This is a genomic window from Paraburkholderia susongensis, assembly GCF_900177725.1.
Classification (GTDB): domain Bacteria; phylum Pseudomonadota; class Gammaproteobacteria; order Burkholderiales; family Burkholderiaceae; genus Paraburkholderia; species Paraburkholderia susongensis.
Genome location: NZ_FXAT01000004.1, coordinates 22,643 through 37,759 on the forward strand (window position 1 = coordinate 22,643; position 15,117 = coordinate 37,759).

Genomic DNA, 15,117 nt, shown 5'->3' on the forward strand with positions numbered 1-15,117 from the left:
GTGGTTTTCGGGTGAGCGAGCTGACCCGTGGCATTCGCGAGGGACCATGCAACGGTTCGCAGGCCGCTCGGCTTGCGAGCCGTTTTTACATTCAGCAGGAGCGAAAGGAGATGAATGGGATGACGACGGATATTCTGGTCGAGCGCGCCGACGCGGTGCTGACGATTGCACTGAACCGGCCCGGCAGAAAAAACGCGATCACGGCCGCGATGTATCAGGCGATGGCCGACGCGCTTGCCGAAGCACAGCGTGACGCGTCGGTGCGCGCGATCCTGATTCGCGGCAGCGCGGGCATTTTCAGCGCCGGCAACGATCTCGAAGATTTCATGAAGACGCCGCCAGTCGGCGAGAACGCGCCGGTGTTCCAGTTCCTGCGCGCGATCAGCTCGGCGGAAAAGCCGCTGGTGGCTTCGGTCGCGGGGCCGGCGGTGGGCGTCGGCACGACGATGCTGCTGCATTGCGATCTCGTCTACGCGGCCGACACCGCGAGCTTCTCGCTGCCGTTCACGCAGCTCGGGCTGTGTCCGGAGGCGGCGTCGAGCCTGCTGTTGCAGCGCGTGAGCGGCTATCAGGCTGCGGCGGAAAAACTGCTGCTCGGCGAAGCGTTCGACGCAGCGGAAGCGCAGCGCATGGGCTTCGTGAATCGCGTGCTGCCTGCGGCCGAGGTCGACGCGTTCGCGGCATCGCAGGCGGCGAAGCTGGCGGCGCTGCCCGCGTCGTCGTTGCGCGTGACGAAGAGTCTGATGAAGCGCGCAAGCCACCAGGAACTGCAAACGCAGATAAGCGAGGAAGCCGTGCATTTCGGCAAGATGCTGCTCGCACCCGAAGCGCGCGAGGCGTTCAAGGCGTTCTTCGAGAAGCGCAAGCCGGATTTCCGGCAGTTCGATTGAGCGGGAATGACTTGAGTGACCGCCTACCGGGTCAAGCGCAATGAAGCGGGTTATCCCCAGGGCGTGTTGGTTCTGACCACGGCGTTGAGCGTGGGGAGCAGCTTGCGTATGCAAGCGACCAGCGCGACCTTGGGAGGCTTTCCGGGTCAGCTTCCCAAGCGAACGAAGTGCCCCAATTCGGCTGAAATGGCCTTCGCGGTCAGCACCAGTTTCGGTGCGATTTCCTTGATGCGGCTTTCGGTCATCAGCGTAGCCGGCGCCCACATGCCGATGCCGAACGTCGCCACGCCCGAACGATCGTAGACAGGCGACGCAATGCCCACCATATCGTTCGAGAATTCGCCGATGCTGAGCGAGTAGCCGCGCTCGCGCGTGCGCGCGAAGTCATCGCGCAGCGCTTCCGGATCGACGATCGTATCGGCGGTGCTCCGCTTGAGCGGTGAACCGAGCACGGCGCGTTCGAACTCGGGGTTGTACGCGACGATCGCCTTGCCCATCGCGGAGCAGTGTGACGGCGCGTGACTGCCGACCGTCGTGACGATGCAAGCGCATGCGCCGATATCGGCTCGCCGGCCACACAGGAGAAGGTGCAATGAGTGCGTCAGGGTGTCCCGCTCCGCTCGTGGAGATCGATCATCTGCAATGTTTCTCCGGCGGGCAACGGCAGCGCATTGCGATCGCGCGTGCGCTGGCGAGCGAGCCCGAGTTCCTGATCTGCGACGAACCGACTTCCGCTCTGGACGTATCGGTGCAGGCGCGTGTGCTCAATCTTCTGAGTGATCTGCAGGATCAACTCGGCCTCACGTACATGCTGATCTCGCACAACCTCGCTACGGTCTATCAGATGGCCGACCGCGTGGCGGTGATGCAGGGCGGACGGCTATGCGAGATCAACGATACCGAATCGTTATTCAAGGCGCCCCAGCAGCCATACACGCGGATGCTGATAGACAGCGTGCCTGTTTTGAACTGACTGCCAAAGCGTGATTCACCGCAGACGTCGCGATCCCTTGCGATCCTTTGACGCATGCCGTGCGTCGGAGGATTGGCTCAGTGTGACGAAAAGCCCGCCAACGTTTCGTTCTAGTTCACGTCAACGAGCACCCGGCCGCGTAGTTGCCCGGTGAGCAGCGCGTTTGCGGCCGCCACGACTTCTGGAAGCCTGACCGTACGTGTGTTGATCTGCTCGAGCATGGGCATCGGAAGATCCGTGGCGATCCTGCGCCATGCGCGCACGCGTTGCTCGTACGGCAGCATGACCGAATCCACGCCCAGAAGCTTGACGCCGCGCAGGATGAACGGCATGACGGTGGTTGGCAGATCCGCTCCGCCGGCCAGCCCGCAAGCAGCAACCACACCGTTGTAGTTCATTTCCGCAAGCACGCGCGCCAGCACCCTGGAGCCGACCGTGTCGATTGCGGCCGCCCACTTCTGGCCTTCGAGTGCACGCGGCGCTTCGGCCCACGATGGATCGTCCGCGAACGCGCGGGCTCCAAGCCCCTTCACAAAGTCGTGCTTTGCGGCGCTGCGGGTCAGCGCGGTCACGTCATAGCCGAGATGCGCAAGGATCGCCACCGCGGTACTGCCGACGCCGCCAGAGGCGCCTGTCACGAGGACAGGTCCGCTTCCCGGATTGATGCCGGCGGCCTCGAGTGCGTCCACGCACAGCATCGCGGTGATGCCGGCAGTGCCGATCATCATTGCCTGACGCGTCGTGAGCGAGTCAGGTAACGGGACCAGCCAGGCGCCACGGACGCGCTGAAACTGGCTGTAGCCTCCCCAGTATTTTTCGCCGACGCCCCAGCCCGTCAACACCACTTTCTGGCCCGGCTTCAGGCTCGCGTTCGTTGTCTCGACGATTTCGCCGGAAAAGTCGATGCCCGGCACCAGCGGCCACGATCTGACGATTTTGCCTTTGCCGGTGATCGCGAGCGCATCCTTGTAGTTGAGCGTGGAGTAGTCGATTTTGACCAGAGTGTCCTCGGCCGGTAACGCGTCGAGCTTCAGCGTCTCGACGGCGGCGAGCGTTTTCCGGTCTTCCTCGCGAAGCAGCAGGGCTTTAAAGGTCGTTTCGGACATCGAAAAGTTCTCCGTAAGTCGAATGCGGATGTGCGATCAGTCGGCAAAGCGGCGATCGCGCCAGCGGATCGCTTCGCGCATGCCCTGCGCGCGCGCCACTTCCATGAACGCAGTCTTGTCGGGGCAGACCGCGGACTCGATCGCGTGATCGATGTCGAGGCTGTGTTGCAGCGATTCCTTCATTCCGCGCACTTCAAAGCTGTGATTGATCGCGCGTTTGGTCGACTGGACCAGCGATGGGTCGATCACGCTCAGCGTGTGGGCGATTCGTAGCGCCTCGTTCAGATGTTCGCCTTCCGGGACCACGCGGTTGACGAAGCCGAATTCGTGCGCGCGCACGGCGGTGATCCGGTCGAGGCCGCTCAGGATGATCTCCTTCGCCTGCTTCGGATTGGCCATCCAGGGCAGCAGCATCGTCACGATGCCGGCGCCGAACTTGAGCTCGGGCTCGCCGAAGATTGCCGACTGCGCGGCAATGGTCATGTCACAGGCGAGTGCGATCTCGAACGCGCCAGCGAGGCACGCGCCGTGCACTGCCGCGATGGTTGGCTTCGGACAGTCCCAGAAACGCATCGTCGTCTTGAAGTCGCGATCGAGAATCTCACGCCAGATCGCCTCTCCCTCGGGGCGCGCGTCCATTTGCTCCTTCAGATCGAAGCCCGAGGAAAATGCTTTTCCCGCGCCGGTGACGACGATCGCGCGCACCGTTTCATCAGCTTCCGCGCGATCGAGGGCGGCATTGATATCGAGCAGTGATTGCTTGCCTAATGCATTGAGTCGTTCGGGGCGGTTCAGCGTCACCACGGCAATCGGAGCGTTGACCTCGTAGCGCAACGTGTTGAAGTCGGTCATGAAAATCCTCGCGAACTAGACGATCGGCCAGGTTGAAACTTATAAACGCTAGTTGACTGGTCGTCTAGTAAAACTTAGAGTTGGTACGGGAAACTACCGAACCGCGGTCGGCACCGCACGAGGATGGCAACGATGACAACGGCATCGATCAGGAAGGGCAACGAGCGGCGTGCGGAGTTGATTCGTTACGGCGTCGCAATTCTCACCGAAAAGGGCTTTCACAATTTCTCGATCGACGAACTCGTCGCGCTCGCTGATGTGCCGAAAGGGTCGTTCCACTACTACTTTGCGAACAAGGATGCGTACTGCCTCGAGGTGATCGACGCGTACGACAACTATTTCCAGAAAAAACTCGAGTCGCATTTTGGCGATACGGATCTTTCGCCGCTCGGGCGCATCAAGGCGTTCACCGATGATGCGGCCGCGGGAATGCGCCGTCACAAGTATCGGCGGGGCTGTTTGATCGGCAATCTCGGCCAGGAACTTGCGGCGCTTGACGAGACCTACCGGAAAGTCCTTTCCAAAGTGCTGCAAGGCTGGCAAACGCGTTTGCAGCTATGTCTCGACGAAGGCAAGCAATGTGGCGAGGTCGGTCAGGGTACCGATACGAAAGCGCTCGCGCGTTACTTCTGGAGCGCCTGGGAAGGCGCCGTGCTATGCGCGAAACTCGAAAAATCCCGCGAGCCGCTCGATAACGTGAGCTCGGCGTTTCTCGCGCACGTCAAGGCGAGGTTGTAGCGCCCGCATTGCCGGCGTCTTTCCTGCTTCGTCTTTCTCCTCTCGTCTCGCCGATAGCTTCGTCACATACGAAGCTCCAGCTCCGGCCGCCGCATCGCACGGCTCGCTTATTCAAGAGTCCTGCGCATTGTCATTGCACTGCAACGCAATGCAGTCCTACGTAACGCACCCGCACGAACCCTATCAGTAGAAGTCCGACTTTTCAGCAAGATTCTGTTTCCACATGATGGGCAACAGTTAATTGTTAACAATCAGACAGGAGGCGTGTGGTGCTTTTCTTGTCGCTCGTGCTGAACGGTTTCGTATTCGGATCGATCCTGCTGCTATCCAGTCTGGGCCTTACGCTGATCTATGGCGTCGGCCGGGTCATCAACTTTGCCCACGGCGCGTTGTTCAGCGTCGGCGCGATGGCCGGCGCCTGGCTCGCGACGCGCGGTTTATCCCTGTGGGGGCTGCTGCCGCTGACGGCGATACTCGTCGGCGCGGCCGGCGTGGCGATCGACTGGGCTCTGTTCGCGCGGATCCGCAATCGCCCGATGATGGATGGTTTGCTGCTCACCTTTGGTCTGGCGATGCTGATCACCGGTCTGCTGTACGAGTTCGGCGGGCGCAGCATTCAGGCTCTGGTGCCGCCGCCCGTGCTGGCGGGCACGGTTCACGCAGGCGGAGTGTCGTTGCCGGTATACCGGCTGTTTGCGTCGCTGCTGGCGATTGCGCTCGCGTTGGCGCTGATGATGGTGCTGCGCAACACGCGCTGGGGACTGCGCGTGCGAGCCGCCAACGACGACAGTGAAATGGCCGCATGTCTCGGTATCGATCGCAACGTGCTGATGCATTCCGTCGTCGGCGTCAGCGCGGCTCTCGTCGGTGTCGCGGGCGTCGCGTCTGCGCCAATCTTCAACGCGTATGCAACCGTGGGCGACAAGATGCTGATTCTGTCATTCATGGTGGTCATCGTTGGTGGTCTCGGCAGCTTTCGCGGCGCGGTTGTGTCGGCGTATCTCGTCGGCATGATCGTCGTGTTCGGCGAGGCCTATACCGGCGGACAAGCGGCGCTGATGGTGCTGTTCATCCTGGTCATGGCGATGCTCGTGCGCTGGCCGCGCGGACTGTTCGGCGAAGGGCGAACTGAATGACGCCGTCTATCCACTGGTTCGATCACATCATTTCCCACGAGCGCACGCCATGAAGAAAGAGATCGACTCGAAGACGTTGCTGCAGGTCTCGCCGCTGCAACCCCGCCGCGCCAATGTGCTTTCCACCGTCGCGCTAGTACTGGTTGCCGTCGCCGTGCTGCTGCCGCTGCTGCTAGCCGACCAGCCGTTCACGATCGTGATGTTCTCGCACGCGTTTATCGCGGCGATGCTTGCGGTGAGCCTCGACATGCTCACCGGCAACACGGGCCTGCTGTCGTTCGGACATGCGGCGTGGTTCGGCTTCGGCGCGTACGTGGCTGGTCTGCTCGCCCGCAGCCTGACGGCTGATCTACTGTTGGTGCTGGTCATGACCGCGTTGCCGACGCTGATCTTCGCGTTGATCGTTGGCGCGATCTTTCTGCGCCAGGTTGGCAAGACCTTTGCGATCCTCACGCTCGCGTTCAGCCAGGTGCTGTATTCGCTGGTGTTCGTTGCCGGCAGTACGACGGGCGGTGAGGACGGTTTGCAAGGCGTGCCAGCGCCGACGCTATTCGGCATTACGCTGGCCGGGCAAAACACCTGGTATTGGCTGCTGCTCGGTGTTCTGCTGGCAATGATCGCGGGCGTGCTGTACCTGCGCAGCACGCCGCTCGGCAGGGCATGGCTCGGGCTTCGCGATAACGCGCAGCGGGCGCGCTTCATCGGTATGGATGTGTTCCGTCTGAAGCTGATCGCCTATGCGGTTTCGGCGACACTCGCAAGTCTGACCGGCGCTCTGTTCGTGCTGTTCAACGGCGCCGTCACGCCGGAAGTGCTGGGCTGGTTCCAGAGCGGCAAGATCCTGATGTACGTGGTGCTCGGCGGGGTGGGGAGCGTGGTGGGTCCCGCGCTCGGCGCGATCGTCTTCACATTCGCCGAGAACGCGATCAGCAGCTTTACGGATGCATGGATGGTGTATTTCGGCGCGCTGTTCGTGATCGTCGTGATCGTCGCGCCCGGAGGACTGTATGGACTGTTCGAGCCGCTGCGTGCGAAGCTGTTGGCGCGCAGCGGCACGGAGGTCGACCGATGAGCGCGCTGCTGCAAACCCATGCGTTGTGCCGCCATTTTGGCGGCCTGCATGCCGTGCGCGACGTGTCGCTCAATGTCGGGCAACGCACCATCCACTCGATCCTCGGCCCGAACGGCGCGGGCAAGACCACGCTTTTCAACCTCATTACCGGCGCGATTCCGCCCGCGTCCGGCACTGTCCTGTTCGACGACAGCGACGTGACCGGCTGGACGCCCGAACGCCTCGCGCGACGCGGCATCGTGCGCACGTTCCAGCGCACCAGCGTGTTTCTCGAGCTCAGCCTGTGCGAGAACGTCGCGCTCGCGATCCGCTCGCACCGGGGCCTGAACTATAGCGTGCGCCTCTCGCGCGCGACAGATGCCGCAGTTCGCGAAGAAGCACATCAATGCCTGCGCAGTGTCGGTCTGGCCGAAAAGGCCGGCCTTCGCGCGAAGGCGCTCGCGCACGGCTCGCAACGCGCGCTCGACGTCGCGATCGGCCTTGCGCTGAAGCCTCGCCTGATCCTGATGGACGAACCGCTCGCCGGCATGTCGAAGGGCGACCGGCACGGCATCGGCGAGCTTATCGTCAAGCTGCGCGACGAATTGGGGCTCACTGTCGTGCTGGTCGAGCACGACGTCGGCATGGTGATGTCGCTGTCCGACGTGATTACCGTGATGCAGAACGGCAAGGTGATCGCCGAGGGGCCGCCTTGCGTGATCCGCGACAGCGCCGCCGTGAAAAGCGCTTATCTGCACGGGAGTTTTGCGTCATGAGCGAGAGTGCGAGCCGCGAGTTGAAGCTCAACGACGTAACGGCGTCTTATGGCAGCAGCCGGATCCTGCACGGAGTGTCGATGTGCGTGCGGCGCGGCGAAGTCGGTTGTCTGCTCGGACTGAACGGCATGGGCAAGACCACCACGCTGCGAGCCATTCTTGGCCTGGTCGACCGGCAGGAAGGACAGATTGTCTGCGACGGCCGGCCGCTGAACGGCCCGACGCATCGACGCGCGCGCGCCGGCGTCACGCTGGTGCCGGAAGACCGGAAGGTGTTCTCCGGACTGAGCGTGCGCGAGAACCTCGAGGTCGCGCGGCAACGCCCGTCCGACGACGTGGCAGCTTTCACGATTGACGACGCGACGCGGCTCTTTCCGCGTCTGGCCGAGCGGATGGACCAGCTCGCGGGGACGCTGAGCGGCGGCGAGCAGCAGATGCTGGTGGTCGCTCGCGCAATGGTGGCGAACCCGCGCTATATCCTGCTCGACGAACCGACCGAAGGGCTCGCGCCGAATTACGTGGAGGCGATCCACGACGCCATCGTCGAGATGCGAGCGCGCGGCTTCGGTGTGCTGCTGGTGGAGCAGAGCCTCGCGCTGGCGACCGCCGTCGGCGATCACTTCCAGGTGATCGAGAGCGGGCACATCGTCTACAGCGAGCCGCGCGAGCGCGTGCTCGCCGAACCCGCGGCCCTCGAAAAGCGACTTACGGTGGAATGACCTGATGCCTTCAATCGACCATGCGATGCATGACGGCACGCTCGTGCTGACGATCGACAATCCGGCCAAACGCAATGCGTTCACGTATGGCATGACGCAGGCGCTCGGCGCTCACCTCGAAGCAGCGGAGCGCGACCCTGTGGTGAAGTGCGTGGTGATTACCGGCACAGGCGACGTCGCGTTTTCTAGCGGACACGACCTCAACGAAATGCTCGCGCATCAGGAGCACGCGTCCGATCCTTCGCTGAATGAGCCGTTTCTGCTGCCCGCACGGATGCGCACGCCGACGATCGCGGCGATCAACGGCTTCTCGCTCGCCGCCGGCTTCATCCTGGCGCTGAATTGCGACTTCCGCGTGTGCGCGTCGAATGCGCGTTTTGCGGCGCCGGGCGCCCGCATCGGATTGCTGCCGATCGGCGGCCAGTTGAGCCGTCTGCCGGCGCTGATGCCACATGCGATCGCGCATGAACTGCTCGTGACGTGCCGCGACATGCATGCCGATGAAGCGTATCGCGTCGGCTTTGCGAATCGTCTCGTCGAGCCCGGCGGCGCGCTCGATGCGGCGCTCGATATGGCGGCCGGAATCACGCGCCAGTCGACGGGGGTCGTGCGCGAAGTGAAGGCGGGGCTCGAACTGCTGCTGAGCGACGGGGCTGCCGCCGCCGGCGATCACGAATGGCGCATGAGCGCCGAATTGCAGCAGGCGCCGGACGCCGTCGAAGGAGTCCGGGCGTTCCTCGAAAAGCGCGCACCGAATTTCCAATAATTCCGTCTGCCCGAACCCAATCCTATCGTCCATGAAAAACGAGATCGAATCGAAAGCTCTGTTGCGCGCTTGCGGCATCGCCACAACCGAACCCGTACTGGCCACCACGGCCGCTGAGGCGCGGCGAGCCGCCGCCGCGCTTTCGGCGCCCGCCGTGCTGAAGGTCGTGTCGCCGGACATCGTGCACAAGGCGGCGGCTGGCGGCGTGCGGGTTGGCGTGCCGCTGGCCGAGGTCGAACGGGCATTCGACGCGATCGTTTCCGCATGCCATGCGTCGTCGCCAAATGCGCGGATCGAGGGCGTGCTGGTCGAGGAGCGTGTTCCCGAAGGGCTCGAAGTGTTCATCGGCGCGCGAGTCGATCGCGACTATGGCGCAATCGTCCTGCTCGGCCACGGCGGCACCGGCGTCGAGCAGCGGGAGGCTCCCGCTGCCGCGCTTGCGCCGCTCGATTCGCGCGCCGCGCAAGCGCTGATCGACGAGGCGTTTGCGCCGCAACGCCAGGCGCTCGACACGGATGGCCGCGCGGCGTTGCTCAAATGTCTGCTGGCGATCGCCGGCGGCGACGGGCTGCTCATGCGCGGTGAAACCGGCGACCTCGACATCAATCCAGTGGTGGTCGGAGCGAACGGCTGCGTTGCGGTGGATGCGGTCGTGATGCCGCTCGATCCCGCGTTGTCCGCGCGCGTGCTGTCGGACGAGCAGGTCGCGCGGGCGGGTAACGCGCGCCGGGCGAGACTCGGCGACGGCCGCGCACTGTTCGATCCCGAGTCGATTGCCTTCATCGGCGCATCGACGGTCAGCAGCAAGCTTGGCTATCGCAGCATCCGCAACCTGCTGGATTACGGCTTTGAAGGGCGCATTTATCCGATCCATCCCAAAGCCGCGACGATCTGCGATCTGCCGGCCTATCCGACGATCAGCGATGTACCGGGCCCGGTCGATCGCGCGTACATCGCGCTCGGCGCGGCGCAGGTGCCGCAAGCGCTTCGCGAATGCCAGCGTAAGGGCGTCAAGGTCGTCCAGGTATTGACCGCCGGCTTCTCCGAGTGGTCGGCCGCCGAAGACGCGGCGACGGGCGAGCGGCTCGAACGCGAGATCGCCGGCGTGCTCGCCGATGGCGGCATGCGGATGGTCGGGCCGAACTGCATCGGCACGTTCAGCGCGACGAGCCGGATGGCGCTTGGCGCCGCGCGCTACTGTCCAACGGAAAAGCGCGGCATCACGTTCATCTCGCAAAGCGGCACGTTCGCCGGCGACGTGGTGCGCCGCGCGCAGGTGCAGGGCGTGCCGGTTGCGCGCGTGCTGTCGTGCGGCAACTGCGCCGACCTTGATCTGATCGACTTCCTGCTGTTTTGCGAGTCCGATCCGGACACGACGCTCATCGGCTTCTACAGCGAATCGATTCGCGATCCGGGACTCTTCTTCCGGCTGGCTCGGCGGATCCGCAAGCCGGTCGTGCTGTTCAAGGGCGGTACGACAGAGCAGGGTCTCGCCGCAGCCGGCAGTCACACCGCCGCGCTGGCGACCGACCAGACGCTTTGGCGCGCCGCGCTCCGGCAGGCTGGCGTGTTGCAGGTCGATAGTGTCGACGAGCTGATGGACGCGTTCCTGATTCATAGCGCGCATGGCAGCCTGCCGGGGCCGCGTCTGGGCGTATTCGGCTCGGGCGGCGGCGTCAGCGTCACATGCAGCGACGTCGCGGCGCGCGCTGGCCTGCAGGTTCCAGCGTTCTCGACGGCGAACGCCGGGAAATTGAGGCGCTTCGGCGTGCCTGGCACCAGCATCGCGAATCCGATCGACATTCCCGTCTGGGGCTTGAAGGACGGCGAGCGGCACATCTTCGGCGAGATCATCGACCAGTTGAAACAGGATCCGGCGCTCGACGTGGTGGTCGTCTATGTCGAGATGGGCTCGATCATGGATTTTTCGGACGACGAGGCGAGCGGGCTGAAGGAACTCGAGTCGATTTGCGCGAGCATCGCCAGCGCGAAGCCGACCGGCCCGAAAGTGGTCGTCGCGCTACGCTCGACCGGCGATCAGACCCAGGAGGACTTCGTGCGGCGCAAACGCGCGGAGCTGCTGCCGAAGGGGATTGCGGTATTCTCGTCGACCACCCGGGCGGTGCGAGCGCTTCAGAAGCTCTTCACGCTGTCGGCCAGATCCGACTGAGACGCCCGGCCCGGAATCTGCGAACGAGAGGAATGCCCCATGCCCCACCGGACCCGTCTCCGACACGATTACTACATGCCCGACTACGGAGATCGCCCGAAGATCACGTTGATGCTGGCCGAGCAGATCGCCGACAGCCTCGCGGCGGACATCATCAAAGGCGTGTATGCGCAGGGTCAGCAACTGGTCGAGACAACCCTTGCGGAAACCTACAAGGTCAGCCGCGGGCCGATTCGCGACGCGTTGCAACTGCTCGAGGTCGAAGGACTGGTAACGATCCAGCCTCGACGTGGCGCGACCGTCGCGGTGATTACGCCGGAAAAGATGAAGGCGGTATTCGAGGTGCGCGCGGTGCTGTACGGACTGATTGCCGCGGATCTCGCCCAGCAATGCGACATCGCGCTGTTCGGCCGTTTGCGTGCCAGCACCGAAGCGCTGAAAGCGAACGTCGGGGCCGACGTCGAAACGTACATGCCGCTCTGGTACGCGCTGAACCGACAGGTGGTGGAGGCGGGGCGCAACGAATACGCGTACAAGTTTCTGTCGTCGCTGCTGCGGCTGACGCTGCCCGTCACGCGCAAGGTGATGCTCGACGAGCGCAACCGCGGCGCCTGGATCGCCGACTGGGAAGCGGTGCTCGCCCAGATCGAGCGCGGCGATGTGACTGCGGCCGATGCGACCGCGCGTCGCTGGATCATAGCGGTGTACGAGAAAGATCTGAGGCTCGCGGAGACCGATTTCGAAGGCTCGCCGCAGGCAGGCGGGGCCGAGGGTACCAGGCGGTCCCGGAAAAAGCCCACACAGACGCCCGTTCAGGAGCGCAAACAGGCACGCCGCTAATCGATAGCGGACAAAAAGGAGACGACATGAAACGATCGAAGGGACGTTACTGGCTGACTGGCGCACTCGCGTGCGCGCTGGGGTGGCCCGTGCTCGGCAGCGCTGCTGACGACATCACGGTCGGTGTATTTGTGTCGTCGACGGGCGCGCTCGCGCCGCTTGGCGTGGACATGGAACGCGGCTATCGGATCGCGGTCAAGGAGCATCCCAACATCAAGGGCACGCCGATACGGCTGGTGGTCGAAGACGATCAGGGCAATGCGGCGACCGGCCTGATGAAGGCGCAGAAGCTGGTGATTCAGGACCGCGCGAAAGTTCTTGTGGGCGGCACGAGCAGCGCCGTGGTGCTCGGGCTGGCCGCGCAGGCCGCGCGGCTCAACGTGCCGATCGTCAGTACGAATTCGCAAGCGGTACAGACGACCGGCGCGCAATGCAGCCGCTTCATCTTCCGCACCAATCCGAACGACGCCATGGTCGCCAACGGCACGCGGATCCTGCTCCAGAAGCGGCCTGAACTCGCGCAGAAAAAATGGTTCGTGGTGTATCACGACTTCGTCTGGGGACGCAGCAACAAGGAACAGTTCGAAAAGATTCCGGGCGTCAAGGTGGTCGGCGAGGCGGGTCGCTCGATGGGCACCGCGGACTGGTCCAGTACCATCTCCGAGATCCAGAACAGCGGCGCCGACGCGATCTACCTCGCGCTCGCGGTCGGTGACGACATGCCAGCATTCCTGAGGCAGGCGCGCAGCTATGGTCTCAAGCAGTTCATGCTGCCGCCGCTCGGTATGCCTGACTCGATGCTCGAAGCGCTCGGCACCGATACGCCGCCGCTCGTCACCGGCGGTCTGTTTGCCTCGTGGACGACGCAGGACAAGGACCCGAAGATGGCGTCGTTCGTGAAGGCTTACACGGCGGCTTATCACACCGTTCCGGGACCGCAGGCGATTCAGGCGTACGCGGGCATGCAGTTGGTGCTCACGGCAATGGAGGCGGCGCCGTCGCTGTCGCCGGACGACCTGATCGCGTCGATCGAGAAGAGCTCGGTGGACACGGTCATCGGTAAGCTCGCGATCCGCAAGGCCGACCACCAGGGCACGGTCGGCACCTACATGGCCGAGTCCGCGCCACTCAAGGACGCGCCCGGCGGGGCCAAGGTCGGCTGGCACGTGATCCAGCAACTGCCGTGGGACATGGTCAAGGTGCCGCTCAACGAGACCGGCTGCAAAGGGCTTTGACGCTGGAACGAACGGCAGGTCCGCGCGCCGGCACGGTGTCGATTCCGGTGATGGCAGGCGCGTTGCCCGTGTAGCGTCTTCACGTTCGTGAACCGTTCAGGCAGCACGCTAACCCCGCTTCAACCGCTCAGGGCTGTTGCGGCTGCCACGTGTCGTAATCGACGTAGCTGCTTTCGCGGCAGAAGCTGACGAGCCGCACGCCCGCCTGGCGTGCAATCGCGATCGCGAGCGACGACGGCGCGGAAATCGTCGCGAGCATCGGCACGTCGACGCGCGCGGCCTTGCGCACGAGCTCGTAGCTCGCGCGGCTCGACAGAAACACGAAGCCATCGCGCGTATCCGCCCGATCGAGCACGAGCTGGCCGATCAGCTTGTCGAGCGCGTTGTGGCGGCCGACATCCTCGAACGCATAGCGGATCGCGCCTGCCGCATCGCACCACGCGGCGGCGTGCAGGCCGCCTGTCAGGCGCGTGAGCGCCTGGTGCCCGGGCAACGCGCGCGCGGCGCGCGCGATCGCATCGGGCGCGAGCCGCTGCAGAAAGCCGGTGTCGGGCACGCGCGCCGGTTGCAGATCCAGCAGATCGATGCTTTCGATGCCGCACACGCCGCAGCCGGTTCGCCCGGCGAGCGCGCGGCGCTTTTCCTTCAGCGCGACGAACGCCTGCTGTACCACCTGGAGTTGCACCTCGGCATGCGGCAGTTCGCCGTGGTCGTGCCATTCGACTTCGATATCCTGAATGTCGCTGCCACGCTCGACGATGCCCTCCGAAATCGCGAAGCCGACCGCGAACGCTTCGAGGTCGCGCGGCGTGCACATCATCACCGCGTGCGAAATGCCGTTGAAGACGAGCGCGACCGGCCATTCCTGGCCGACGTGATCGATGACGGTTTCGACCTGCGCGCCGCGATGCCGGCGCACTTCGCGCTCAACCGCGCCGGGTTGCTCGGCCCCGTCGTGGTCGAGGCCGCCGTGGGCGCCGCCTTCACCGCCTTGCCGGGCACCCGTCTGCCCGCTCAGCCGGCCGTCTCGCTCGCCGTCCGGCTGAGCGCTTTTCCGCCCGCTGTCGTGCCCACTTTCCTGCTCGTTTTCCTGTCCGTTCAAGCTGCTTCGCTCCTGTACGATGCCGCGCGCCCAGGCGTCCGCCCGCATTGCCGGGTGCCTGGCAGCACCCGGCGCGCGGACCGCTGTCGCGCGAATAAGGTTCTAAAATACCCCAAGCGACGCCCGCACGCTGTCCGTCATCGAGAAGGAGCATTGTCATGGGGCTCAACGAAGCACCGCTTCTGTTTAACTTCGAAGTCGCGTCCTCGGAGAATTTCACCTATATCCCGATGTCGGTGCGCTTCAATCTCGACCGTTTCGGGCTGCGCATATCGCTCGATCAATGGCAGCAACTGCCGCTCGAAGACCGCAAGCTGCTCGCGCGTTTTCCGGTCGACGAAGACACGCAAATCGAACCGAATTTCGATCACGCGCTGTTCGAAATGCTGCGCACACACGCGAACGTCGAGCCGGAGTGGTTCACGCCCGAGGCGGCGCCCGCCTGGCGCAGCACGGACCGCGTGCCCGAAGGCGTCGCGCTTCAGGCAGGGCTCGCCGGCCTCGCCGCGCCGAGCGTCGCGCGCTGGGCCGAACTGGATCCGTTCAAGCGCTACGTGCTCGCCAAACTGTCGCGCAAGCCGGAAGCGAACCACGACTTCGCCCCGGCAATGAAGGAGTTTGGCGCGGCCGGCTAGAGCCGGCCAGATGCAGCCCCCCACGCGCCGCTCTCCGACGAGACGCACCGGCTGAGCGCGGTCGAATGCGTCTGCTTTGATCGGGCCGCATGCCACAACCGGCTCCCAACGTCTTTCGCCGTCACCGC

At 64.3% G+C, this 15,117-nt stretch carries 16 protein-coding genes and 1 pseudogene; 12 read left to right on the forward strand and 5 right to left on the reverse strand.

Features of this window, described 5'->3' with window-relative positions:
• The first annotated feature begins 119 nt into the window (after positions 1-119).
• Positions 120-890, forward strand: a complete 771-nt coding sequence (locus B9Z01_RS13050; protein ID WP_085483593.1) for an enoyl-CoA hydratase — start codon at positions 120-122, stop codon at positions 888-890.
• Between the two features lie 31 nt (positions 891-921).
• On the opposite strand, the pseudogene B9Z01_RS36905 reads toward B9Z01_RS13050, so the two are convergent.
• Together B9Z01_RS36905 and B9Z01_RS13055 are read right to left on the reverse strand one after the other, a co-directional pair.
• Positions 922-1,033: pseudogene (locus tag B9Z01_RS36905) on the reverse strand (IS110 family transposase); the annotation flags it as partial.
• A gap of 3 nt (positions 1,034-1,036) precedes the next feature.
• Entirely contained in the window at positions 1,037-1,483 is a 447-nt protein-coding gene (locus B9Z01_RS13055; RefSeq protein WP_167387470.1) for an IclR family transcriptional regulator, read from the reverse strand.
• Between B9Z01_RS13055 and B9Z01_RS13060 the strand changes: the two genes are divergently transcribed.
• Positions 1,483-1,863, forward strand: a complete 381-nt coding sequence (locus B9Z01_RS13060) for an ATP-binding cassette domain-containing protein (RefSeq protein WP_420814665.1) — start codon at positions 1,483-1,485, stop codon at positions 1,861-1,863. The two genes, B9Z01_RS13055 and B9Z01_RS13060, sit on opposite strands and share 1 nt — an antisense overlap.
• 110 nt (positions 1,864-1,973) lie before the next feature.
• Here the strand turns inward: B9Z01_RS13060 and B9Z01_RS13065 are convergent, their stop codons facing one another.
• Positions 1,974-2,969 (reverse strand): MDR family oxidoreductase, encoded by a 996-nt coding sequence (locus B9Z01_RS13065; protein WP_085483597.1) that lies wholly within the window; start codon positions 2,967-2,969, stop codon positions 1,974-1,976.
• Between the two features lie 36 nt (positions 2,970-3,005).
• Positions 3,006-3,821 (reverse strand): enoyl-CoA hydratase/isomerase family protein, encoded by an 816-nt coding sequence (locus B9Z01_RS13070; RefSeq protein WP_085483599.1) that lies wholly within the window; start codon positions 3,819-3,821, stop codon positions 3,006-3,008.
• A 132-nt stretch (positions 3,822-3,953) separates the two neighbouring features.
• Here B9Z01_RS13070 and B9Z01_RS13075 point away from each other — a divergent pair, with 132 nt between their 5' ends.
• From B9Z01_RS13075 to B9Z01_RS13115, 9 genes are all read left to right on the forward strand, one after another.
• Complete coding sequence (locus tag B9Z01_RS13075; RefSeq protein ID WP_085484735.1) at positions 3,954-4,559, forward strand: TetR/AcrR family transcriptional regulator; 606 nt, start codon at positions 3,954-3,956, stop codon at positions 4,557-4,559.
• Between the two features lie 266 nt (positions 4,560-4,825).
• Positions 4,826-5,695, forward strand: coding sequence for a branched-chain amino acid ABC transporter permease (locus tag B9Z01_RS13080; RefSeq protein WP_208625982.1), 870 nt, complete (start codon positions 4,826-4,828; stop codon positions 5,693-5,695).
• A gap of 49 nt (positions 5,696-5,744) precedes the next feature.
• On the forward strand, positions 5,745-6,767 hold the full coding sequence (locus B9Z01_RS13085) for a branched-chain amino acid ABC transporter permease (protein WP_085483601.1): 1,023 nt from the start codon (positions 5,745-5,747) through the stop codon (positions 6,765-6,767).
• Entirely contained in the window at positions 6,764-7,522 is a 759-nt protein-coding gene (locus B9Z01_RS13090; protein WP_085483603.1) for an ABC transporter ATP-binding protein, read from the forward strand. Before B9Z01_RS13085 ends, B9Z01_RS13090 begins: the two co-directional genes overlap by 4 nt.
• Complete coding sequence (locus B9Z01_RS13095; protein WP_085483605.1) at positions 7,519-8,241, forward strand: ABC transporter ATP-binding protein; 723 nt, start codon at positions 7,519-7,521, stop codon at positions 8,239-8,241. The genes B9Z01_RS13090 and B9Z01_RS13095 overlap by 4 nt, the downstream gene beginning before the upstream one ends.
• A 4-nt stretch (positions 8,242-8,245) precedes the next feature.
• Positions 8,246-9,007: an enoyl-CoA hydratase/isomerase family protein gene (locus B9Z01_RS13100; protein WP_085483606.1), complete on the forward strand. Its 762-nt coding sequence runs from the start codon at positions 8,246-8,248 to the stop codon at positions 9,005-9,007.
• 31 nt (positions 9,008-9,038) lie between these two features.
• Positions 9,039-11,177: an acetate--CoA ligase family protein gene (locus B9Z01_RS13105; RefSeq protein ID WP_085483608.1), complete on the forward strand. Its 2,139-nt coding sequence runs from the start codon at positions 9,039-9,041 to the stop codon at positions 11,175-11,177.
• Between the two features lie 39 nt (positions 11,178-11,216).
• A complete protein-coding gene (locus B9Z01_RS13110) occupies positions 11,217-12,017 on the forward strand; it encodes a GntR family transcriptional regulator (protein WP_085483610.1) in 801 nt (266 codons plus the stop codon).
• 26 nt (positions 12,018-12,043) lie between these two features.
• Positions 12,044-13,252: an ABC transporter substrate-binding protein gene (locus B9Z01_RS13115; RefSeq protein WP_085483612.1), complete on the forward strand. Its 1,209-nt coding sequence runs from the start codon at positions 12,044-12,046 to the stop codon at positions 13,250-13,252.
• A 127-nt stretch (positions 13,253-13,379) separates the two neighbouring features.
• Here B9Z01_RS13115 and fdhD read toward each other — a convergent pair whose 3' ends face one another.
• Positions 13,380-14,354 carry a formate dehydrogenase accessory sulfurtransferase FdhD gene (gene fdhD / locus B9Z01_RS13120; protein ID WP_244196010.1) on the reverse strand — a complete coding sequence of 325 codons (975 nt, stop codon included), beginning with the start codon at positions 14,352-14,354 and terminating at the stop codon, positions 13,380-13,382.
• Between the two features lie 158 nt (positions 14,355-14,512).
• Here fdhD and B9Z01_RS13125 point away from each other — a divergent pair, with 158 nt between their 5' ends.
• Positions 14,513-14,989, forward strand: a complete 477-nt coding sequence (locus tag B9Z01_RS13125; protein ID WP_085483614.1) for a nitrate reductase associated protein — start codon at positions 14,513-14,515, stop codon at positions 14,987-14,989.
• Positions 14,990-15,117 lie beyond the last annotated feature (128 nt).